Below are 22,879 nucleotides of genomic sequence, written 5' to 3' on the forward strand. Positions count from 1 at the left end.
AGGCGTGCCGACGTGATCACGTTGCGCGCTGATCGAGCCCACCCTGGTCGTCGGACACGTTCTGACCGCATGCGCAGGTGAGGTCCGCGTATTCGGCGCGGACCTCGGCGGCTTCCGGCTGGCCGAGCGCGCTGAACTGCTCCTCGGCCGCGCGCCAGTGGGGCACGGCGTCGACGTGCCTGCCCAGGGCGTGCAGTGCCTGCGCGACGCCCCGGTTGGCGTGGGCCTGGTAGGTGCGGTTCCCCGTGCCGATCGCCAGGTCCAGCGCCGCCTGATACGCGTGCAGGGCCTTCTCCTGGTCGCCGCCGGCCTGAGCGGTCGCACCGCTGTCCCGGTAGAGCCGGGTGCGCAGATCGGCGTCGGACACGTTCGCCGCCACCCTCCTGGCCTGCTCCTGGTAGCGCACCGCCTCGGTGAGCAGGCCCTGCGATCGGTGCACGTTGCCGATGCAGTTCAGCGCAGAGGCCATCGTGCAGTTGTCATCGACCTCGACTGCCAACTCGTGCGCCTTCCGGTGACTGGCCAGCGCTTCCGCTGGGAACCCGAGGCGCTGCTGCACCGAGCCGAGGTTGTTCAGCGCGTGCGCCAACCCCTGCACGTGGTCGATCTCGCGCAGCATCCGCACGGATGCCTGGTGTTGCCGCAGCGCGAGATCCAGGTCGCCGTGCAGGTCGTTGAGGTAGCCGAGCATGCTCAGGGCGTGGGCCTGGCCACGCAGGTCTCCGCACTGCTCGTACTTTTTCAGCGCGGTCGCGAAGTACGCCATGGCCTGGGTGTGCCCACCGAGTTCCATGGTGGGAATGGCGATCGCGCACAGCGTGGCCGCCTCGCCGCGCACGTCCCCCAGCCGGGTCCACCTGGGCAGCGTCTGCACGGCCAGCTCCTGCGCGTCGGCGAGCCGGCCGAGCCGGTTGTGCGCGGTGGCCAGCCGGAGCAGCACGTGGGCTTGGCCGTAGTCGTTGTCCGGGTCCGCCGACACGATCCACCTGGCGAGTTCCAGGGTCTCGATCCAGTCCTCGAGCTGGCTCGTGGTGTTGAAGTAGCGCCAGAACAGCACGGCCAGCCGCCAGGCGTGCTCAGGCAGGTCGTGCGTGGCGGCGTGGCGGATGGCGGCCACCAGGTTGTCCCGCTCGGTGGCGATCCACGACACCGCGGCGTCTGTGTCCGTGAAGGCCAGAGCCACCGGGCAGGAGCGGCCCGTGGCGGGCTGCAGCGCGCGATCGAACGGGTATGCGGTGTCCACCGCGTTCGCCAGCGTGATGAGGTAGAAGTCGAGCAGCCGGAGCAGCGCGTCCGTGGACTCGCTCGGGGTGGTCGGTGACGGCTCGGCCACAGCGAACTCCTTGAGCGGGTCCAGCATCTGGTACCGCTCCGGCGCGATCTCCTCCAGCAGGCACACCTCGTGCAGGTCGTCGAGCACCAGGCGAGCCTCGGTGCGGTCGCTGCCCACCAACGCCGCTGCGGCGGCCACGTCGATGTCCGGTCCGGGCAGGTGGCCGAGCAGCCGGAACATCGTCCGCTGCGGGCTGTCGAGCAGTTGGTAGGACACCCGAACCGCGGCGGCGCCCGCTCCGTCATCGGTGTCCGTGCGCCACGGCCCGCTCTCCTCGATCAGGCGGAGCAGGTGTTCCAGCGGCCACTGGTCGTGCCTGCGGAACAACGCGGCGGCCACCCTGATCGGCATCGGCAGGTACCCACACCGCTTCACCACCGCGGCCACCTCGGCGGTCTTGCCGCCCACGCGGCGCGGGTCGGCCAGGGCGAGGAACAGCGCGATGGCGTCGTCCGACGGCAGCGGGGAGAGCCGGACGTGCTCACCGGTGTCCGGCTCACCCATGCGCCGGCTGGTCACGATGGCGAAGCAGCCCGTCGCCTCGGGCAGCAGCAGCTGGACCTGGTCCGGTGCGACCGCGTTGTCCAGCACCACGAGTGTTCTGCTGCCGTGCAGCTTCGCCTGGTACAGCGCGAACTTGCGGCCCTTCGTGCTCGGGATCTGCTCCGGGGGTACGCCCAACTCGCCCAGCAGTTGGGTGAGCGCGTCCTCAACGGGCATCGGCGGCATGTTCGGGGTGAACCCGTTGAGCCGCACCAGCAGTTGGCCGTCCGGGAACCGGTGGCGCAATCGGTGTGCCGCCTCCAGGGCCAGCCCGCTCTTGCCAACGCCTGGAGCGCCGCTCACCCACACCGCACGGCGTTCCGCCGCGGCCGCCGCCTCGATCACGTCGAGTTCCGCGGCGCGGCCGGTGAACCACCGCACCGGGGTCGGCAGCGCACTGGGCGGCTCGCCGTGTTCGGCCCGAGCGGCGAGATTGCGCAGGGCTGGATCGGGGTCCATGCCGTACTCGGCACGGGTGGCGTCCCTGACGTCCTGGAAGACCCGGACCGCCCCCACCCGGTCACCACCCGCGATCAACGCGCGCATGAGCAGTTCGGCGTGCCGCTGCCGGGCCGGATCCATCCGCACCACGGGACGGAGCCGATCTCGTGCGGACCGGTGGTCGCGAGCGGCCAGTTCCAGCTCGGCCAGGTCGCCGACCGCGTCGAAGTAGCTCTCGTCGGGCGAGATCACCTCGGGGCCGCCCACCCGGTCGTTGTCGATGTCCTCCAGGAACCGCCCCCGCCACAGCGCGACCGCGGCACGCAGCAGCTCGATCTTCCGGCCCCGGTCATCCGCGTGTGCCGCCTCCGCACGCAGCCGCTCGAATCGAACGGTGTCGAGCTGGTCCGCACCGACCCGCAACAGGTAGCCGGTCGGCTCCTTGTCGATCGACACGTCATCGGCTTGGCGAAACGCCGCGCGCAACTTGCTGATGTAGCCGCGCACGAGCGTGCGACGCTCGGGGTTGCCGCCCCAGATGATCTCAGTCAGCCGCTCGGTGGACACCGGCTTGTTCGCGTGCAACAGGAGTACGACGAGAACGAACCGCTGTTGTTGATCACCCAGGTCCACCTTGGCGCCTTCATGCCAGGCTTCCAACGGACCCAACATCCGAAATTCCACTTCGCCTCCCCTGGAGCGAGCTTGATATCGCGGCGCACCTCGCACAAGCGGCCGTCCGGGTGTTGCCGAATCAGCGTTCCGTCCACATCTGGTCCACCTGAGCCAAACACGATCCGGCGGTCAGCAAAGGCGTGTGCGGAGGAGGAAACAGATGGAGTTCGACGTGATGCCCTGCTATGTGGCCTACGATCTGTCGTTTTCGATGTCCGACCACCTCGACGAGCTGAATGCCGGGCTGCGGGAGTTCCGCGGCGCGGTTCACGCCGATCCGTCGGTCGCCGCGCGGATCGGGGTCTGTCTGGTCGGGTTCGCGGAGAGCGCCCGGGAACTGCGCGCGCTGTGCCCTGCGGACGAACTGCCCGAGCTGTTCGCACCGATGTCCTGCGCGGGCACCGACTTCGGGCGCGCGTTCACCTTTCTCCGCGAGATCATCGACCGCGACGTGTGCGGGCTGAAGGCACACCGGTTGCGGGTGCACCGGCCGGTCGTGTTCTTCGCCTCCGACGGCAGACCAACCGATCCGGCGACCTGGCCGGCCGCGTTCGACGCGCTCGTGGACCCGGCCTGGGCGGCCCGCCCGAACGTGGTCGCCTACGGCCTCGGAGCTGTCGACCAGCACACGCTCAACCGGATCGGCAGGTTCCGCGTGTTCTCTTGGCGGGACGGTGTCCGGATAGGTACCGCGCTGACCGCGTCGGTGGCGTGGACAGCGCTGCGGCCCGACCACGTCTAGGCCATCCACAATGTGTCCACTTCTGATCCACGGGCCTCCCGCAACCTCTCGGACCACCGAGGACGACACAGTTATCCACCAGGGAGGCGAGCCGATGTACGGGCATGCGGAGTTGGTCCGCGAGTTGAAGTCGCTTCGCAAGGGCCGCGGCGTGCTCGCCAGCGGGATCGAGGAGCGGGTCGGCCCGACGCTGCGCGCGGCGTGCGGGATCTCCGACGGTGATGAGCCGTCAGCCGTCCGCCGCACACTGATCACCCGACTGACCGAACTCGCCGAGCAACTGCCGGATGGCCTCGGCAGGGCAGCGCTGGTGGCGTTCGCCATCGAGCCCGAGGCACGGCGACCGCGCTACCAGGATCGCGTGTTGTGGGCGGCGGTCGAAACAGATCGCGACGAGCGAACGGTGCGGCGCCGGGTGGACGAAGCAATCCGCTACCTCGCCGAGCTGATGACCGATCCGCTGACTGGTCGGACAGCCGAGCGGTCGGGCGATTGGTACACCACCGAGCTGCGCGTGGCAGCGGTGCTGGACCAGGAGCAACCCGACGTGCTGGAGCAGCACCGGATCATCGCCGGTCGCAACGGCCTGCACGAGTTGGAACTCACGGCTTCGGTTCCGGCGGCACGACGTGACGTGGACGTCCGCGCGCTCTACGGCGGCACACTGATCGACCGCGGCGACCGACTCGGCTTCGCGCTCGCTCTGCCGGAACCGGTGGGCAGAGGCGAGTCGCACGACTTCGCGGTGCGGTTCCGGCTGGCGACCGCGCACGCGATGCCGCCATACCTGGTTTTTATCCCGACCGGGCCATGTGAGCTGTTCGAGCTGCGCGTGCGGTTCGGGGGCGAGCAGCGGCCGCTGGGTGTGTGGCGACTGGACAACGTGCAGCAGCGCGATGTGTCCGACCCACTCTGCCACTGCCAGCAGTACCTGGTTGACCGAGCCGGTGAGGTGCACCTGCGGTTCACTCGACTGACCCCGGGTCTGGTCTACGGCGTGCGCTGGGAACAGGTGCGCGGCACTGGCTAACAGAGCTGCGGCTGACACGCCACTGCTCGACACGAGTGGGCAGCTACCCGGTTCACCGGCTGAGTTCGGAGTCTGATCAGGACACTCGCCAGTGCTCAGACGATGTCGAGTCGGGGTGCGGCGGATGCGGCTTGGGCGGCTTCGGCGACGGCGTTCGCGTCCGCCAGGCGGGGGACCCGCACGGCCATGGCGGGGACCGCGCGCTTGGTGGGCTTGGTGGTGTAGACCGCGAAGGTCGCGGTTGACCGGTCGTAGCGCACTGCCTTGGCCTGGTTCCAGTTGACCTGGAGGAACTGCCGCCTGATCAGTCCGACGAAGAGGAAGAGCAGGCGCTGGTTGGTGCAGGCGAGCACGCCGTGGCCGTCGCCCTGCGCGCCGGCCAGCGCCAGCACGTGTTCCTCGGGTTCGAGGTAGTCGGCCAGGAGGTTGACTTCCTTCATCGACCCGATGAGCGTGCCCCGCACCCGCTGCAGTGCCGAGGCGATGTCCGGGCGCAGGCCGGTGGTGGCCGCCTCGGGCTCTGCGGCCTGGGCGGACTGGCCGGGTGGGGTCGGCTCGGCCGGGGCTGGGCTGGGGCGCACGGCGGTGTGGAAGGTCCAGCGGTGGCCGTCCCAGTACCGCAGCAGGGTGTCGTCGAGCGGGTCGGGCAACCAGTCGGCCGGTCGCGCCGGTGGAGTGGTGGGCAGGGACGGGGCGGGTGGGTAGGTCATCGCTCACTCACCGCCGTCGTCGGAGAGGTCGCCGTCGCCGCCCGCGTCCGTGTTCGCGCGGGCGGATGCCAGCGCGGCTTCCCGGTGCGCTGGTGGGACCGCGTCGCCCGGTGTGGCAGCGTCGCCTGGTGTGGCAGTGCTGCGCCGGCCGGGGCTGGAGGCCCGCCACTCGACGGCGTCCGCGGTGTCGTTGTACTCCAGGATGTGGTCGTTGCCCAGGCTGACCAGGAGTTCCTTCACCTCGGCCGGGGTCGCGTAGAAGAACTCGCGGCGGGGGTTGACCAGGTTGACCCGGCGGTGCGCCAACCGCTGGTGCAGGGCGGTTTCCAGCGCCACCGCGTCGTCGGAGAAGAACAGGGCGTGGGTGTCGAACCGGAACGGCACGGACGCGTCCCCGAGTTCCCGCACGCGGTCCATCGGGTCGAGCCGGCGGGTCATGCCGATCTTGACCACGTCGGGCCCGAACGCGCCGATGTTGGAGATCACGTAGACGTAGCCGGCCCGCACGTTGGCGGCGCGCTGTTCCACGCCATCGATCGCGTTGTCGATCGACGCGAGTTGTTCCTGCGCCCGCGCCAACGCGTCGGTGTCCCCGTTGGCCTGGAGTTTGCCGACGACGGCTGCGTAGTGCGCGCGCTCCTTGGCCAGGCGGGCCCGCTCCCGCTCGATCTCCTTCATCACCTTGGCTTCCTCGCGGAGCCGGTCGCGCTCGGCGCGCGCCTGTTCCCGCTCGACCTCGACCTTCATCAGGTAGTCGGCGGTCAGGTCGATCTCCTTGAGCCGCAGCCGGTGGTACTCCGCCGACACCGCGATGCGCATCAGGACACCGAGCTTGCTGATGGTGTCCCGCGTCGTGGTCAGCCGCTTCTTGACCGCCTCGCGGGTGTGCGGCTTGACCACGCGCACGGCGTTGTCGGCCTCGGCGTTGTAGGCGCGCAGCATCAGCTTGGCCATGTCCCGGCCGAGCTTCTGGCCTTCCTTCACCGACCCGTTGACCGCCCAGTCGACCTGGCAGGTCACCGCGTCGTCCTTGGCCGCTGCCTTGATCTCCTGCTTCAGCGCGGTCAGCGCGTCCTTGTAGGCGAGCGCGTCGTCCAGGGGATGGGCGTACTCGTAGATGCCGACTTCCTGGAGCAGGGCGAGTTCGCGCGTCTCGACCAGTTGCGCGCGCCAGGCGTCGAGTTCGGCCCGCACCTGTTGCTGTGACGAGGTGAGCGCGGCGTGCTCGTGCTTCGCCTGCTCCACTGTGGACCGCAGCTGACGCAGTTCGGCCTCAAGCACCGCGGTCTCGGTGCCGCGGAGTTGGCTGACCCAGCCCCGCAGTTCGGCGATGGTGCCGTGCGCAGCGGCCAGTTGTTGCTGCAGTGCGGTGATCTCCGCGTTGTCCTTGCTGCCGAACAGTGCCACCCCTGGTCCTTCTTCCCCTGTCGCGCCGTGACAACCCGATGAGCGCCGTCGCGCTCCCGCGCTATGACCTGATCTCGCCGACAGGCATTCCTGTTACACGGGAATACGGCAGAAGGTTGTTGTTCACCAGAATGGCCTAGCGCTACCGGTCCGGCCGAGGCCGTGGGGTGGGCCGGGGTCTGGTCAGGTGCCGTAGCGCTGGGCGGCGCGTGCCCTGGCCTTGGCCGCCTCGACCTCGCGGTCCTTGGGTGGGGCGGCGGTCACCAGGGCGTCGAGCAGGCGCTGGGTCGCCGCGGCGATCTCACTGACCGCGGTGTCGAAGGCCGCGGCGTTGGCGGCTGACGGTTTGGTGGACCCGCTGACCTTGCGCACGTACTGGAGTGCGGCCGCGTGGACCTCCGCGTCGGTGGCGGGGGGTTCGAAGTTGTGGAGCACCCGGATGTTTCGGCACATGCCGCCACACTAGATTCCGCCAGCCGCCGTCGCCGCCGGTGGTGACGCGGCCGATGTTTGTCACTCAGTGTGACCGAAGCTGACATCGCGCGTTCGGAGCAGTGTGGTGGGGGTGAGGGTGGGGGAGTGTTGCTCCCAGTGGCTGAAGGCCCGTGGGGTTACTGGTGCCTCTGGGTGGAAATGGCGCGGTTGAGTGTGCTGTGCCTACGGTCCGCATTGTTGATCACGCGATTTCCTGGACACATTTGTTGATCGCCGTCGGTGCGCCTCCCTCTTTCGAGTGACTAGGTCAGGCGCAACTGCGGTGCTAGCCTCCTGCTGGCCGGAAGCAGTTCGGTCAATTCGCGTCGACCATGCCAGGAATGGATGCGTGACCGGCACGCGCTGAATTCGTGTCCCGTGGCGGCGATTCCAGGGGGAAAGGTTTTCGTGGACATTTACCTGGGCGGCATTCTCTGGGTCGTCTGCGCTGCCGCGGGCGGGGCGTTGATCGCGTACTTCGTCCGGCGGATCGGCATGGCCGAGGGGCGGGTGAACAACAACGAGGCCGCCGGTCACGTGTTCACCATCATCGCCGGCCTGCACGCGGTGTTGGTGTCCTTCGTGCTGATCTCGCTGTTCGACGCGGTCGGTGCGGCGGACGACGGCTCGTACCAGGAGGCCAACAGCCTGGTGGCGGCCTCCTGGGCGGCGGAGTCGCTGCCGGAACCGGCCAGCACGCGGGCGCGTGAACTCAGCAGGTCCTACGCGGAGATCGTCGCGCGGCAGGAGTGGCCGGCGATGGGCGCCGGTGATGAGGTGTCGACGCTGGGCTGGGAGCGGTTGAACGAACTCCGGGTGGTGGTCGCCGACGCGGCCGCCAACGACGAGTGGCAGATCGACCGCAAGACCGAGGCCGCTGACCAGCTCGCCCGGGTTTCCCAGGCGCGCGAGGCCCGGCTGACCGCGGCCGGTGGGGGTGAGGTCGGTGCCGTCCTGTGGTTGGTGCTGGTCGTCGGAAGCGTCCTCACCGTCCTGCTGTCCAACCTCTTCGGCGGCACCAGGCGGACGACCCACATCCTCATCGTGACCACGCTGTCCGCGGTCATCGCCCTGCTGCTCTTCGCCATCTACCAACTGCAGAACCCGTTCGGCGGCGGCGCGCAGATCGGGCCGGACGCGTTCCAGTGGGCCGTGGACAGGCTGCGCTGACGGTGTCGACGGTGAGCAGGGGGGCGGTGTCCACGGTGACCAGGCGCTCGGGTGCCCTGCTGGGGGTCGGCGCCGCCCTCGCGACGATCGTCCTCGGGCCGGCGTTGACCGCGTCGTCGGCGCCGGCGGCCGTCCAGGCCGACGCGGGTTGTGTGATCGTGCAGGTCCAGAACAAGGCGCCGGTCAAGACGTCGACGGTGGTGCGCGTCGAGCTTCCCGGCGGCCGGACGACCCCGCTGGGTGAGCGCGGGTACCACCTGAACGCGATCGGCTACGCCAGCGGGCAGGACCTGGTTTACGGGATGGCGGACCACTACCGAGGGCGGCCCTTCTGGGGCGGCGCGCACGTGGTGACCATTGATCGCGACGGTCGGATGGCCGATCTCGGTCCGCTCCGGCACACCGGCGCGCACCCACCCCCGCACGCGCTGCCGACCGCGGTGGCGGGCACGATCGTCGGCAACCAGTGGTACGTGCGCAAGGGCGTCGAGCTGTACACGGTGGACGTGGATCCGCACAGCCCTGCCTACCTGGGGGTTGCACGGGTAACCCGGTTGCGTCCGGCCTCGCTGGCCGGGCTGGTGGGTGACGTCGACGTCGACCCGGCGGACGGGTTGCTCTACGGGGTGACCAACGCCCACGACGGTTCCGGCGAGGTCGTCAGCATCGACCCGGGTACCGGTGCCGTGCGGGTCGTGCCGGGGACCAGACTGCCGCCGAGCAGCACGTTCGGCGCGGTGGTGGTCGGGCCGGACCGGGCACTGTACGTCACCGCCAACCTCACGGGCGGGCACAGCCGGCTGTACCGGGTCGAGCGCGGCGGTGCCGGCTCGGTGACCAGGATTTCCTCGGGGCCGGCACTGGTGAGTTCGGACGCGGCGGGGTGTCTCACCACTCCCGCGGCGCCCCCGGAGCCCGAGCCGCCCACGTCGGTCCCGCCGTCACCGCCACCGCCGGCCAGCCCGCCGCCCAGTGCTCCACCGCCGAGTGGCCCACCGTCGACTGCTCCACCGGATGGGGCGCCACCGGTCGGAACCACCCCGGTGACGCCGCCACCGGTGCCGGTGCCGCCACCGTCGTCGCCGGGACCCGTCCCGTCCTCGCCGGTGCCCACCAGCTCGTCCCCGGTGCCGACCACGTCGTCGCCGCCAGCCGCGCGGACCCTGTCCCGGCCGGAATCGGAGGAGATCGTCGAGGTGGCCGCCGGTGAGAACCGCACGGAGGTGAAACGGCGGTGGGCCCTCGCGCTGCTGGTGGTCCTGTTGGGAGCCGGGGCCGCCGCGGGTCGGTTGCGGCGCGGTCGCTGACCGCGAAGCGCACTCCTGGTGCCCGTTTTCCGGGACGACCACGAAGACCAGGCGTTTCCCGGTTGATTTCCCATGCCCGGACGAACACGGGAACCGGGTCGGATGTTGGTGAGCCGCGCCCCGGTAATGCTACGCAAAGTATTTTATTGGCTACGGACCGATCATGCTTTCGGTCGATCGACACCATTCGGATGAGTCGCCAGTATCGCTTTTGGCGGTTGGGAAGATCACCCGACTCGGCGAACTGCTGCGGCCGGTCGGGTCAACTGTCAAAAACGACTGACGTGTGACCTGATTGGTGGTGTCGTGTGACTGGTACCGAGCCGGTGAACGTCCAGGACGACCGCGCTGAGCAGACCAGGCTGAGCCTGGGCACCGGCGCGGCCCGCAAGCTGGCGACGACGACGAAGACCCCGCCGCAGATGCAGGGCATCACCTCGCGGTGGTTGCTGCGGCTGCTGCCGTGGGTGCAGGTGTCGGGTGGCGCGTACCGGGTGAACCGGCGGTTGACCTACTCCCTCGGGGACGGGCGGATCACCTGCACCAACACCGGGGCGCAGGTGCGGGTGGTGCCGGGGGAGCTGGGCGAGTTGCCGCTGCTGCGCGGCTTCCAGGACGCCGAGGCCCTCGGGCAGGTGGCGGACCGGTTCGCGCAGCGCGAGTACGCGCCGGGCGAGCTGATCGTCGAGTCCGGTCAACCGGCCGACCAGCTCGTGCTCATCGCGCACGGCAAGGTGGACAAGCTCGGCGCCGGCGAGTACGGCGGCCAGACCGTGCTGGGTGTGCTGGCCGACGGGGACTTCTTCGGTGAGCGGGCGCTGACCGAGGCCGACGTGGTGTGGGAGTTCAGCGCCAGGGCGGTGACCGCGTGCACGGTGCTGACGCTGCCGAGGCAGGCGTTCCAGGAGGTCGCCGACCGCTCCGCGCTGTTGCGGGCCCACCTGGAGCAGGTGCGCAACCAGCCGGAGCCACCGAGGAACTCGCACGGTGAAGCCCTGGTCGAGGTCGCGTCCGGCCACGTGGGCGAGCCCGACCTGCCGGGCACCTACGTCGACTACGAACTCGAACCGCGCGAGTACGAGTTGAGCGTGGCGCAGACGGTGCTGCGGGTGCACACCCGGGTGGCCGACCTCTACAACGAGCCCATGGACCAGGTCGAGCAGCAGCTCCGGCTGACCATCGAGGAACTGCGCGAACGGCAGGAGCACGAGCTGGTCAACAACCGGGACTTCGGCCTGCTGCACAACGCCGACCTGCGCCAGCGCATCCCCACCCGAGGCGGCGCGCCCACGCCCGACGACATGGACGAACTGCTCGCCACCGTGTGGAAGGACCCGAGTTTCTTCCTCGCCCACCCCCGCGCCATCGCGGCGTTCGGGCGGGAGTGCAGCCGGCGGGGCCTCTACCCGCAGAGCGTCGACGTGGGCGGGCACCACGTCCCGGCCTGGCGGGGAGTGCCCATCTTCCCCTGCAACAAGCTGCCGGTGAGCCCGACGCGCACCACCTCGATCCTGCTGATGCGCACCGGCGAGCAGAACCAGGGCGTGGTGGGCCTGCACCAGACCGGGCTGCCCGACGAGTACCAGCCGGGGCTTTCCGTGCGGTTCATGGGAATCAGCGAGAAGGCCATCATCTCCTACCTGGTCAGCACCTACTTCTCCACGGCGGTGCTCGTGCCGGACGCGCTGGGTGTGCTGGAGAACGTCGAGATCGGGCGCGAAGGCTGAAGCGCGCGCCATGAAACCCTTTGAACTGCCCGATTTCTACGTGCCGTGGCCCGCGCGGCTGAATCCGCACCTGGAGTCCGCGCGGGAGCACAGCAAGGCGTGGGCGCGGGAGATGGGAATGCTGCCGGGTGGCCCCATCGGGGACGACCAGGCGGTCTGGGACGAGCCCACCTTCGACGCGCACGACTACGCGCTGCTGTGCGCCTACACCCATCCCGAAGCGCCGGAACAGATCCTGCACCTGGTGACCGACTGGTACGTCTGGGTCTTCTACTTCGACGACCACTTCCTGGAGCGCTACAAGCGCACCCGCGATCTGGCCGGCGCGCGGAAGTACCTCACCGGTCTCGCGGGCTTCATGCCGGTCCACCCCACCGGGGAGCGGCCCGTCGCGGAGAACCCGGTGGAGTGGGGACTGGCCGACCTGTGGGACCGCACCAGCCCGGTCATGTCCGCGGACTGGCTGGGCCGCTTCTCGCGCAGCACGCGCAACCTGCTTGAGGACTGCGTGTGGGAGCTGACCAACATCACCGAGGACCGGGTGCCCAACCCGGTCGAGTACGTGGAGATGCGGCGCCGGGTCGGTGGTGCCCCGTGGTCAGCCGATCTCGTCGAGGTCGCCGCCGGCGTCGAGATCCCGGCCGTGATCGCCGAGACCCGGCCGATGCGGGTGCTCAAGGACACCTTCGCCGACGCCGTGCACCTGCGCAACGACATCTTCTCCTACCAGCGGGAAACCCAGGAGGAGGGCGAACTCAACAACGGCGTGCTCGTCATCGAGCGCTTCCTCGGCTGCGGGCCGCAGCAGGCCGCCGACACCACGAACGACCTGCTGACCTCGCGGCTGGAGCAGTTCGAGAACACCGCGCTCACCGAGGTGCCGCCGCTGTGCGACGAACACGGACTGGACGCGGCGCAGCGGGCCAGCGTGCTCGCCTACGCCAAGGGCCTGCAGGACTGGCAGTCCGGCGGCCACGAGTGGCACCTGCGGTCCAGCCGGTACATGAACGAGGGTGCCGTCACCAGCAGGGGCTGGGCGCTCCCGGGACCGAGCGGCCTGGGCACCGAGACCGCCCGGTTGCTGCTCTCCCGCATCCGCCCCGGCCTGCGGCGCAGGTCCCGGCAGCAGTCGCAGGTGCTGTTCACCCCGGTCGGGCACCTGCCGTTGCCGGAGTTGCACATGCCCTACCCGGTCCGGACCAGCCCCCACCTGGACAGGGCCCGGCGGCACGCCGTGGCCTGGGCGCGGGAGATGGGCATGCTCGACGCCGCGCCCGGTCCGGGCGGTCGGGGGGTCTGGGACGAGCGGCGCTTCCTCGGCTTCGACTTCCCCCACTGCGCGGCCATGATCCACGCGGACGCGAGCGCCGAGCAGCTGGACCTGTCCTCGGACTGGCTGGCCTGGGGAACCTACGGTGACGACTACTACCCGCTGGTGTTCGGGGCGACCCGCAACCTCGCCGCGGCGAAGCTGTGCACCGAGCGGCTGTCCGCGTTCATGCCCGTTGACGGGGGGCCGGTGCCCGAGCCGGCCAACCCGCTCGAACGGGGCCTGGCCGACCTGTGGCGGCGCAGCACGGGATCGATGGCGGTGCCCGCTCGCCGGCAGTTCCGCACGGCGGTGCGGGACATGACCGCGAGCTGGTTGTGGGAGTTGGCCAACCAGGCCCAGAACCGCGTTCCCGACCCGGTCGACTACATCGAGATGCGGCGCCGCACGTTCGGGTCGGACATGACGATGAGCCTGTCCCGGCTGTCCCAGCTCGACGCGGTTCCCGAGGAGGTCTACCGCAGCACGGTCATGCGGGAGCTGGACAGCGCCGCGCAGGACTACGCCTGCTTCACCAACGACCTGTTCTCGTACCAGAAGGAGATCGAGTTCGAGGGCGAGTTCCACAACATCGTCCTGGTCGTGGAGAACTTCCTCGGCGTGGACCGCTTGCGGGCGCGTGACATCGTCGCCGACCTGATGACGGCCAGGATGCGGCAGTTCGAGCGCATCCTCGCCGAGGAGCTGCCGACGTTGGTCGACGAGTTCGAGTTGACCGAACCGGCGCGCCGGGCGCTGACGCGCCACTGCGACGAACTCAAGGACTGGATGGCGGGGATCCTCGAATGGCACCGCCGGTGCGCCCGGTACCGCGAGGCGGAACTGCGGCGGACCGCGGCGGGCGGCGCGGGTCCCGGCAGCGGTGCCGGCGGCCACCTGCCCGTGCGGATGCGCCTGTCCAGCCCGACCGGGGTGGGCACCAGCGCCATCCGGTTGGTGTTGCCGCCCGGCGGCTCCGCGTCCCGAGGCAACCGCTGACTTCGACGTTGCCCCCGCTCGACCGAGATTGGTGAGTCCTCATGACCGAACCACAGCGGCACCAGGCTGACCGGGCCACCTCCGGGCGGCTGAGCCTGGACACGAGGGCCGCGCGAAACCTGGCGACCACGACCAAGACGCCACCGCAGATGCAGCGGATCAGCCCGAGGTGGCTGCTGCGCATGCTGCCGTGGGTGCAGACCTCCGCCGGCACCTACCGGGTGAACCGCAGGCTCACCTACGCGCTCGGCGACGGGTTGGTGACGTGCGCCAACACCGGGGACATCGTCCGCGTTGTCCCGGCCGAACTGCGGGAGTTGGCGCTGCTGCGCGACTTCGACGACGAGACGGTGCTCAGCGCGCTGGCCGACCGGTTCGTCCGGCGCGACCACGAGCCGGGCGACGTGCTCGCCTCGGCCGGCCAGCCGGCCGAGGAACTGCTGCTCATCGCGCACGGCAAGGTGAACACGCTGGGCACCGGCGAGTACGGCGACGAGGTCGTGCTCGACGTGCTGGCCGACGGCCGGTACGTGGGGGAGCGGGCACTGGTGGGCGCGGCGGACACCTGGGACATCACCGTGCGGGCGGTGACCCCCTGCATCGTGCTGGCCCTGTCCCGGCAGGCGTTCGCGGAGCTGAGCGATCAGTCCGAGGCGCTGCGCGCCCACCTGGACCGCCTGCGCGACCGGCCCCGGCCCGCGCGGAACAAGTACGGGGAGGCCGCGGTGGAGATCGCCGCCGGGCACGCCGGCGAAGTCGACCTGCCGGGCACCTTCGTCGACTACGAACTCACGCCGAGGGAGTACGAACTCAGCGTCGCCCAGACCATCCTGCGCGTGCACACCCGGGTGACCGACCTCTACAGCCACCCCATGGACCAACTCGAACAGCAACTGCGGCTGGTCATCGAGGAACTGCGTGAAGAGCAGGAACACGAGATGGTCAACAACCGCGACTTCGGCCTGCTGCACAACGCGGACCTGCGCCAGCGCATCCAGACCCGGGGCGGTCCGCCCACCCCTGGCGATCTCGACGAGTTGCTGGCGCGCCGCCGGAAGTCGCGGTTCTTCCTGGCGCACCCGCGCACCATCGCCGCGTTCGGCCGCGAGTGCTCCCGGCTGGGCGTCGCACCGGAAGTCGCGGACGTCCACGGCACCCGGGTTACCGCGTGGCGGGGAGTGCCGCTGCTGCCCTGCGACAAGATCCCGATCAGCGAACGGGGCACGAGTTCGATCCTGGTGCTGCGCACCGGCGAGGACGACCAGGGCGTGGTGGGCCTGCACCAGACCGGGATCCCCGACGAGTACGAACCCGGCCTGAACGTGCGGTTCATGGGCATCAGCCCCAAGGCGATCACGTCCTACCTGGTCAGCACGTACTACTCGGTTGCGGTGCTCACTCCCGACGCGCTCGGTGTACTGGAGCACGTCGAGGTCGGACGCTAGGGAGGAAACGGCCATGACGATCACCCGGGTGACCCCAGGCGGGCTGTCCGCACCCGACGTGCTGCGGTGGAGCAGGCAGCACGTCGACCCGGCACTGCGCGCTGTCGTTGACACGCTGCCCGACCACCTGCGCCACATCGTCGGATACCACGTCGGGTGGTGGGACGAGGACGCCCGCCCCACCACGGGTGGCGGTGGCAAGGCGATCCGGCCGGCACTGGCCCTGCTCGCCGCCGAGGCCGTGGGCGGCACAGCACCGGACGCCGTGCCGGCCGCGGTCGCGGTGGAGCTGGTGCACAACTTCTCGCTGCTGCACGACGACGTCATGGACGGCGACCGCACCCGGCGCCACCGCCCCACCGCGTGGACGGTGTTCGGCGTCGGCAACGCCATCCTGGCCGGGGACGCCCTGCTCAACCTCGCCCACGAGGTGCTCGCCACGAGCGGCCACCCCGCGGCCGAGGACGGGCTGCGGCTGCTCACCGCCGCGGTGAGCCGGCTCGTGGCGGGCCAGTGCGCGGATCTGGGCCTGCAACAGCGGCGTGATGTCGACCTGCCGGAATGCCGGCGGATGGCCGAGGACAAGACGGCCGCGCTGCTCGGTGCTGCCTGCGCGCTCGGCGCGGCCTTCGGCGGGGGCAGCCGGGAGCAGGTCGGGCACCTGCGGGCCTTCGGGGAAGCGCTCGGCCTGGCCTTCCAGCACGTCGACGACCTGCTGGGCATCTGGGGCGACCCGGACCGGACCGGTAAGCCGGTTCACTCCGACCTGTACGCGCGCAAGAAGACGCTGCCGGTCGTGGCGGCCCTGAACTCCGGCACCCGGGCCGGGGAGGGCCTGGCCGTGCTCTACCGCCAGGACGAGCCCCTCTCCGAGGGCGACGCCCGACGCGCCGCCGAACTCGTCGCCGCCGCGGGCGGACGGGCCTGGAGCCAGGCCGAGGCCGAGGACCTGCTGGCCCAGTCCCTGCGGGACCTGCACCTCGCCAATCCGGTCGCACGGGCGGCGGAACTCGAAGCGCTGGCCCGGCTCGTCACCCGCCGCGACCAGTAGCCCGCGCGCCGGCCGCACCGCCCGCGCCCGCGGCCACGATCCCGGCCCGGCCGCGTTCCCTCCGGTACCCGGTTGCCGAGGACACCCGCCGTGTGGCCGACGGGTGTCCGGTCCAGTCCTCTGTGGACCGGTCGCTGGCGGTGGGCGTGGGCACCAGCACGCGCGGTCGGCGTGCCCGCACCAGCGCGCGCTGGGATGGCGGCTCGGCCCCGGGGGTGGCCGGGTTCCAGCACCACGGGCGTGGTTTTCCGCCTAAGCTGAGCTGAGTCAGCCTGAGCCGAGGCGATCCAGTGGTCTCACCCCGGATTGGACATCGGAGCCGCCTGATGCCTCTCCCAGGCCACCCCACCGCGACGAACCAACGACAACAACGCTCTCGCGGACACCGCTCGCGACGCCGGCCACACCCGCGCACCACTCATCGAGGAGGGCGCCGCATGAGCACCACCGCCTCGGCCGCGACCCCGGTCGACCCGCTGCACGCCGGCGACCCCCGTGCCGCCGCCGAACACGCCCACCTTGAGGCCCTGCTGCGCTGCTGGCTGCGCGAGACCGGCACGGCGGTCGCCCCCGGCCCGCTCCGGGTCGAGCTGCCGGCCACCGGACTGGCGCTGGTCACCGAGGTGACCCACTGCTCAGCCACCGGCTGGCACCGGTTCGCGCCGGTCTGGCTGGCCGGGCCGGGCGGCCGGCTCGGTGCGACCGCCGACCCGGTGACGGCTGCCGCCCTGCTGGCCACCGAGGCGGCGGTGCGGGGTGGCGGCCGCCCCGGTGGCATCCCCGCGGGTGGCGTCCCCGCGAGTGGGGTCGCCGACCTGGTGGAGCGCACCGCCGAGTCCGTGCGCCGGGTCGCCTGGTTCATCGCCGACCGCCGGAGCGATCCCGAGCCGCCGGCGGCCGTGGACGGCTTCCTCGACGCCGAGCAGGCCCTGCTGCTCGGCCACCTGAACCACCCGGCGCCCAAGAGCCGGGACGGCATCTCCGACCGCGACTGCGCCGCGTTCTCGCCGGAACTGCGCGGGGCGTTCCGACTGCACTGGTTCGCGGCGGCCGAGTCGGTGGTCTCGCACGACGCGGTGACCGGCTCGCCCGCGCTGGCCGGCCGGGACGCGGTGGCGCTGCTCGCCGACCTGGCCGAGCACCGCCTCGACGACGGCCGGGTGTTGGTGCCCGCGCACCCCTGGCAGGCCCGCGATCTGGTGCACCGCCCCCGGATCAGGGCCCTGGTCGCCTCGGGCGCCCTGGAGCCGCTGGGTGAGCTGGGCCCGGAGTGGTGGCCGACCTCCAGCCTGCGCACGGTGTACCGGCCCGACGCCGAGGTGATGCTGAAGCTCTCCCTCGGGCTGCGGGTGACCAACTCCCGCCGCGAGTCCACCCGGGCCGAACTGCGCCGCGGTGTGACGGTGCACCGGCTGCTCGACGCCGGGTACGCGGAGCGCACCTGGCGGGCCCATCCCGGCTTCACCATCACCCGCGACCCGGCCTGGCTGGCCGTGGACGAGCCGGGGCGCCCGGAGGGGCCGGCCCTGACCGGCCTCGACGTCGCCGTGCGCGAGGTGCCTCGGCACGTCGCCGACCTGCGCTGCCTGGCCGGCCTGGTGGCACCTCGGCCCGGTCTCGGCCGCAGCCTGCTCGGTGAGCTGGTCGCCGGACTCGGCGCCGGTGCGGCCGAGCAGTGGCTGGCCGACTACACCGACCGCGTGCTGGTGCCCGTGCTGCACCTGTACGCGGCCACCGGCATCGGGCTGGAGGCCCACCAGCAGAACACCCTGGTCCGGCTCGACGCGCGGGGCTGGGTGGCCGGCGGTGCCTTCCGCGACAACCAGGGCTACTACCTGGCCGCCTCCTGGCTGCCGGCGCTGCTGCGGCGGTTCGGCGAGGACTGCACCACGCTCGCCGTGGCCGACGACTCCGTTGTGGACGATCGGCTGTCGTACTACCTGCTGCGCAACCAGGTGCTCGCGGTGGTCGGCTGCCTGGCCGTGGACGGGCTGGCCCGCGAGCCGGACCTGCTCGCCGTCCTGGCCGACCGGCTGCGCGCCGCCCTGCCCGGCCTGGCCGAGGCCGGGTCGGACGGCGATCGCCTGGTCCGCCGCTGGCTGACGGCGGACACCTTGCCGTGCAAGGGGAACCTGCTCACCCGGCTGCACGGCATCGACGAACTCCGCGCGCCCCTGGACGCCCAGTCGGTCTACCTCAACACCCCCAACCCCCTCCGCGCGGCCACCCGCTCCGAGCGGGCCGCCGTGCCGCTGGTCCGCTCGCACCGGGAGGACGACGGGTCCGGCTGAACCGCGCGTTCACCGGCGTGACGCCGCTGGCGGTGGTCGTGCGGTGCTCTCCGGGCGGGTCAGGGGGTCAGGGGGTCAGGGGGTCAGCACGACCTTGCCGGTGACGGTGCCGGACTCGGCCAGCCGCACCGCGGTCGCGACGTCGGTCAGCGGGACGCGGGCGGCGACCTGGGCGCGCAGCGTGCCGTTGGCCAGCAGGGCGAACACCTGACCCAGGTCGTGGCGCAGCTCCGCGCGGAACCGGGCCTTGTCGCGCTGGCCGGCCCAGATGTTGAAGAAGCTGGCGCGGTGGCCGTTGGGCAGCGCGTTCCACCACAGCAGCCGCAGGATCAGCTTGAGCACCGGCAGGCGCGAGGAACCCTCGTGGTCGCGGGTGGCCGCGGTGCCGTAGGAGACCAGCGTGCCGCCGGGCGCCAGCAGGCGGTAGGAGTCGACGATGCCGGGCCCGCCGACGTGGTCGAAGACGGCGTCCACTCCGGACGGTGCCAGCTCGCGGACGCGATCGGGCAGTCCCGGGGCGCGGTAGTCGAGGGGAGTCGCGCCGAGTTCGCGCACGGCGTCGTGGTGGCGCGGTGCGGCCGTGCCGATCACGCGGACCCCCGCCGCGCGGGCGAGCTGCACCAGGACGGAGCCGACCCCGCCGTTCGCGCCGAGGACGAGGATCGTCTGTCCACTGCGGACCTTGGCGGTCCGGTGCAGCATCCGCCACGCGGTGATCCCGTTGACCACCACGGTTTCCGCGTCGGCCGCGGCCACGCCGGCGGGCACCGGAACCACGTCGTCCGCGTCGAGGATCAGGTGGGTGGCCCACCCGCCGATCTTCGTCAGCGCGGCCACCCGGGTGCCCCGCACCGCCGGGTCGACGTCCTGGCCCACGGCCTCGACCACGCCGACCACGTCGTAGCCGGGGACGAACGGGAACGGTGGCTGGTCGTAGTACTTGCCTCGGCGCATCTGCTGTTCGGCGAAGGAGACCCCGGTGGCCTCCATGCGCACCAGCACCTGTCCCCGCCCGGGGGTGGGCACCGGGCGGCGCCGGGTCAGGAACCCGTCCGGTGCGACCTTGCCCGGCAGCACGATCTCGGTCAGCAGGTCACTGGTCGTGTTGGACATGGTGGGGCTCCTTCGGGCGGAGGTGAGTGTGAGTGGTTGGTCAATCATTCTGCTGAGCCCCAGGGATTGGCCGGGCTAGCAGGAGAGCTGTGGTGGTGTTCGGCCGAGTGCGCGGTGCTGCTCGCCGACGATGAGAGTAATAAACCACTCACACTTGTGGCTGTCAACCTCGGGTCGTCCGCCCGATCGGCCGGGGCCGCCGTGCGACCGCCCGGTCGGTGGAGCTGGGGACTGTGGCCGGAATTAGCCGGTTCGGCCAGGAACAACCCTTGGCTCGGGGTGCGGTGGTGGTTGCCGGTCGGGTGCTCGATTTGACAGGCGGAGGTGTGGTTGGTTGATTACACCCATGCCTGGAGTTGGAAGTGAACGACGGCTCTCCACCGCGGAGGAACGGCGCGACACCGTGCTGCGCACGGCGTTGGGCGCGTTCGGCGCGCGGGGTTACTGGGGCACCACGACCAGTGAGGTGGCCAAGTCGGCGAATATCTCCCAGGCCTACGTCTACCGGCTCTTCCCGGACAAGCAGTCGCTGTTCGTCGCCGTGGTCGAGCACTGCTTCGCCCGCATCCGGGAGAGCCTGGCCGACGGCGTCGCCGGGGCCAGGGGCAGCTCACCCGAGGCCGTGCTGGACGCCATGGGTGAGGCCTACGCGCGGCTGATCGCCGAGGAGCGGACGCTCCTGCTGGTCCAGATGCACGCCCAGTGCGCGGCACTGTCCGAACCGGCGGTGCGCGAGGTCGTGCAGCGCGGCTATGCCCGCACCGTCGAGTACGTGCGCGGCGTGTCCGGCGGCACTCCCGCGCAGGTGCAGGCCTTCTTCGCCAAGGGGATGCTCTGCCACCTGGTGGTCGCGGTGGACGCCGACGACATCGACGCGCCGTGGGCGCGGACCCTGTCGGCGGGCATCCGCCACTACTGAGGCGGCGGGGCGGGCCGCTGCCCACCCCGCCGGCCGGACCGGGGACGTCCGCTCACCCGGCGGACGCGGCAACCCGCACGCGGTCGCTCTCGTTGTCGGACAGGAACGCCGCCAGCTCCCGCCCCTGCTCGGCCACTGCGGTGCGGTCGGCCGGGGCGAGGCGGTGCAGCGGCGTCACGACCACGGTGTCCGCCTCGACGGTCCAGGTCGCGGCGACCCGGCCGTCGACAAGCACCACGCGCGCGCCAGCGACCGACAGGCCGCGGTGGGCGTCGTCGATGATCCGGCGCCGGTCGTGGTAGCCGAGGATCGCGTTGTCGAACGCCGGCAGGAACCGCACCGGGGCGGGGGTGTCGGGGTCGGGGCGCGGCGCGTCGGGCAGGTCGATCAGCTCGCGGCCGTGCTCGTCGCGGAAGGTGACCAGCTCGTCGCGCATGCCGGCGAGCGCGGCCGGCAGCCCGGTCAGGCCGCACCAGGCGCGCACGTCGGCGGAGGCGGCCGGGCCGAACGCGGCCAGGTAGCGGCGCACCAGGGCCTGGCCGACCGGGTCGGTGGCATCTGGGGCGGGCGGGTCGATCTCGCGGCCCAGCCACACGGCGAGCGGCAGGTTGCGCACGCCCGCCCGGACGCGCCACAGCCCGCGCGGCGGCAGCTGCACCATCGGGATCAGGGCGGCGACCAGCACCTCACCCAGTGCCCGCAGGCTGGGCGTCGGCCAGCGGTCGGCCACCGCCCGCGCGAGTTCGGTCATGGAGCGGGGTTGGCCGTCGGCCATCACGGCCCGGCCCGCCGCGGCGAGTTCGTCCAGGTCCACCCCGGCCAGTTCGCGGCGGTAGGCCCCGACCGCCCGCTGGCGCAGCATGCCGTCGTGGCGGGCCCGCCAGGCCAGGGCGTCCTCGGCGGTGACCAGGTGCACGGTGCGGCGCATCAGGTGGGTCCGCACCGCGCTCCGGTCGGTCAGCAGGTCCGAGAGCACCGCGGGGTCGAACGCGCGCAGCCGCGACCAGAGCCCGACGAACGGTTCCTGCGGTTCCTGCGCCTGCAGGCCGCACAGGTGGGCGATGGCGTCGAGCACGGGCAGGTCGGCGCGTTCGAGCAGCAACTGCCGGGCGAGCGTCGCGCGGTTGAGCGCCCGGGTGGTCAGCACGGTCATCGCCTCACGCCGCCGCGCGCTCGTCGGCCGGCCGCCGGCGCTGGCCGGGATCGGTGATGGCCGGCGGGTCGTAGGACACGTCCAGCGGGCCGATGTCGGACCCGGGCGGCGCGATCTGGTCGATCCGGTCGAGCACGTCGTCGTCGAGCACGGTGCCCGCGCCGGCCAGCAGGTTGTCGAGCTGGGCCAGGGTGCGCGGCCCGATGATGGCCGAGGTGACCGCGGGGTGCGCGACGGTGAAGGCCGTGGCCAGGTGGGGCAGGGACATCCCGGTCTCCCCGGCCAGCGCGACGAGCTGCTCGACCACGTCGAGGGTGCGCTCGTCGGTCAGGTGCCTGGGCACCCACCGCATCCTCGGGGTGGCCACGGTGTGGCCCTTGCGGTAGCGGCCGCTGAGCAGGCCCATCGACAGCGGACCCCACACCAGGACGCCCATGCCGTAGCGCTGGCAGGTGGGCAGCACCTCGCGCTCGACACCGCGGTTGAGGATGGAGTACGGGGGCTGCTCGGTGCGCAACCGCGCCAGTCCCCGCCGCTGGGCCACCCACTGGGCCTCGACGATCTCGGTGGCCGGGAAGTTCGACGAGCCGATGGCCCGCACCTTCCCACTGCGCAGCAGGTCGGTGAGCGCGGCGAGGGTTTCCTCGATGTCGGTCTCCGGGTCGGGGTGGTGGACCTGGTAGAGGTCGATGTGGTCGGTCCGCAGCCGGCGCAGCGAGTTCTCGACCTCGGCGGTGATCCAGCGCCGGGAACTGCCTCGGCGGTTGGGATCGTCGCCCATCGCGCCGTTGACCTTGGTGGCGAGCACGACGTTGTCGCGGCGCCCCCGCAGGGCCTTGCCGACGATCTCCTCGGACTCGCTGTGCGAGTACACGTCGGCGGTGTCGATGAAGTTGATCCCGGCGTCCAGCGCCCGGTGGATGATCCGGACGCAGTCGTCCTGGTCGGTGTTGCCGGCCCTGCCGAACAACATCGTGCCGAGGCAGTAGGGGCTGACCCGGATTCCGGTGCGGCCCAGGGGGCGCGTCTTCATGGTGGTG

Annotated in this window: 17 protein-coding genes; 10 read left to right on the forward strand and 7 right to left on the reverse strand. The window is 71.4% G+C overall.

Going from position 1 to position 22,879, the window contains the following annotated elements; all coding sequences use genetic code 11:
- Positions 1 to 16: 16 nt before the first annotated feature.
- On the reverse strand, positions 17 to 2,989 hold the full coding sequence (locus LX83_RS20825) for an AfsR/SARP family transcriptional regulator (protein WP_253773932.1): 2,973 nt from the start codon (positions 2,987 to 2,989) through the stop codon (positions 17 to 19).
- A 163-nt stretch (positions 2,990 to 3,152) separates the two neighbouring features.
- Between LX83_RS20825 and LX83_RS20830 the strand changes: the two genes are divergently transcribed.
- Both LX83_RS20830 and LX83_RS20835 read left to right on the forward strand, forming a co-directional pair.
- Entirely contained in the window at positions 3,153 to 3,734 is a 582-nt protein-coding gene (locus LX83_RS20830; protein WP_253773933.1) for a vWA domain-containing protein, read from the forward strand.
- A 94-nt stretch (positions 3,735 to 3,828) separates the two neighbouring features.
- On the forward strand, positions 3,829 to 4,764 hold the full coding sequence (locus LX83_RS20835) for a hypothetical protein (protein WP_253773934.1): 936 nt from the start codon (positions 3,829 to 3,831) through the stop codon (positions 4,762 to 4,764).
- Between the two features lie 95 nt (positions 4,765 to 4,859).
- Here the strand turns inward: LX83_RS20835 and LX83_RS20840 are convergent, their stop codons facing one another.
- The 3 genes from LX83_RS20840 to LX83_RS20850 form a co-directional block, all read right to left on the reverse strand.
- The gene (locus tag LX83_RS20840) at positions 4,860 to 5,474 is read right to left on the reverse strand and encodes a DUF2510 domain-containing protein (protein WP_253773935.1); all 615 of its coding nucleotides are present in this window, start codon (positions 5,472 to 5,474) and stop codon (positions 4,860 to 4,862) included.
- A gap of 3 nt (positions 5,475 to 5,477) precedes the next feature.
- Positions 5,478 to 6,881: a DUF4041 domain-containing protein gene (locus LX83_RS20845; protein WP_253773936.1), complete on the reverse strand. Its 1,404-nt coding sequence runs from the start codon at positions 6,879 to 6,881 to the stop codon at positions 5,478 to 5,480.
- 183 nt (positions 6,882 to 7,064) lie between these two features.
- Positions 7,065 to 7,334: a DUF2277 domain-containing protein gene (locus LX83_RS20850; RefSeq protein ID WP_253773937.1), complete on the reverse strand. Its 270-nt coding sequence runs from the start codon at positions 7,332 to 7,334 to the stop codon at positions 7,065 to 7,067.
- A 429-nt stretch (positions 7,335 to 7,763) separates the two neighbouring features.
- Between LX83_RS20850 and LX83_RS20855 the strand changes: the two genes are divergently transcribed.
- From LX83_RS20855 to LX83_RS20885, 7 genes are all read left to right on the forward strand, one after another.
- The gene (locus LX83_RS20855) at positions 7,764 to 8,525 is read left to right on the forward strand and encodes a bestrophin-like domain (protein ID WP_253773939.1); all 762 of its coding nucleotides are present in this window, start codon (positions 7,764 to 7,766) and stop codon (positions 8,523 to 8,525) included.
- Between the two features lie 11 nt (positions 8,526 to 8,536).
- The gene (locus LX83_RS20860) at positions 8,537 to 9,832 is read left to right on the forward strand and encodes a DUF6923 family protein (RefSeq protein WP_253773941.1); all 1,296 of its coding nucleotides are present in this window, start codon (positions 8,537 to 8,539) and stop codon (positions 9,830 to 9,832) included.
- 308 nt (positions 9,833 to 10,140) lie between these two features.
- A complete protein-coding gene (locus tag LX83_RS20865) occupies positions 10,141 to 11,559 on the forward strand; it encodes a family 2B encapsulin nanocompartment shell protein (RefSeq protein WP_253773943.1) in 1,419 nt (472 codons plus the stop codon).
- Positions 11,560 to 11,569: 10 nt separating this feature from the next.
- Positions 11,570 to 13,867, forward strand: a complete 2,298-nt coding sequence (locus tag LX83_RS20870; protein ID WP_253773945.1) for a family 2 encapsulin nanocompartment cargo protein terpene cyclase — start codon at positions 11,570 to 11,572, stop codon at positions 13,865 to 13,867.
- 41 nt (positions 13,868 to 13,908) lie between these two features.
- Positions 13,909 to 15,312: a family 2B encapsulin nanocompartment shell protein gene (locus tag LX83_RS20875; RefSeq protein ID WP_253773947.1), complete on the forward strand. Its 1,404-nt coding sequence runs from the start codon at positions 13,909 to 13,911 to the stop codon at positions 15,310 to 15,312.
- A 13-nt stretch (positions 15,313 to 15,325) separates the two neighbouring features.
- Complete coding sequence (locus LX83_RS20880) at positions 15,326 to 16,363, forward strand: family 2 encapsulin nanocompartment cargo protein polyprenyl transferase (protein ID WP_253773949.1); 1,038 nt, start codon at positions 15,326 to 15,328, stop codon at positions 16,361 to 16,363.
- Between the two features lie 437 nt (positions 16,364 to 16,800).
- Positions 16,801 to 18,654, forward strand: a complete 1,854-nt coding sequence (locus LX83_RS20885; protein WP_253773951.1) for an IucA/IucC family protein — start codon at positions 16,801 to 16,803, stop codon at positions 18,652 to 18,654.
- A 75-nt stretch (positions 18,655 to 18,729) separates the two neighbouring features.
- Here LX83_RS20885 and LX83_RS20890 read toward each other — a convergent pair whose 3' ends face one another.
- Complete coding sequence (locus tag LX83_RS20890) at positions 18,730 to 19,767, reverse strand: medium chain dehydrogenase/reductase family protein (protein WP_253773953.1); 1,038 nt, start codon at positions 19,765 to 19,767, stop codon at positions 18,730 to 18,732.
- 346 nt (positions 19,768 to 20,113) lie between these two features.
- On the opposite strand from LX83_RS20890, the gene LX83_RS20895 reads away from it, so the two are divergent.
- On the forward strand, positions 20,114 to 20,686 hold the full coding sequence (locus LX83_RS20895; protein WP_253773955.1) for a TetR/AcrR family transcriptional regulator: 573 nt from the start codon (positions 20,114 to 20,116) through the stop codon (positions 20,684 to 20,686).
- Positions 20,687 to 20,738: 52 nt separating this feature from the next.
- Here the strand turns inward: LX83_RS20895 and LX83_RS20900 are convergent, their stop codons facing one another.
- On the reverse strand, positions 20,739 to 21,839 hold the full coding sequence (locus LX83_RS20900) for a winged helix DNA-binding domain-containing protein (RefSeq protein WP_253773957.1): 1,101 nt from the start codon (positions 21,837 to 21,839) through the stop codon (positions 20,739 to 20,741).
- A gap of 4 nt (positions 21,840 to 21,843) precedes the next feature.
- A complete protein-coding gene (locus tag LX83_RS20905) occupies positions 21,844 to 22,872 on the reverse strand; it encodes an aldo/keto reductase (RefSeq protein WP_253773959.1) in 1,029 nt (342 codons plus the stop codon).
- Positions 22,873 to 22,879 lie beyond the last annotated feature (7 nt).

The organism is Goodfellowiella coeruleoviolacea (genome assembly GCF_024171785.1).
Lineage (GTDB): Bacteria > Actinomycetota > Actinomycetes > Mycobacteriales > Pseudonocardiaceae > Goodfellowiella > Goodfellowiella coeruleoviolacea.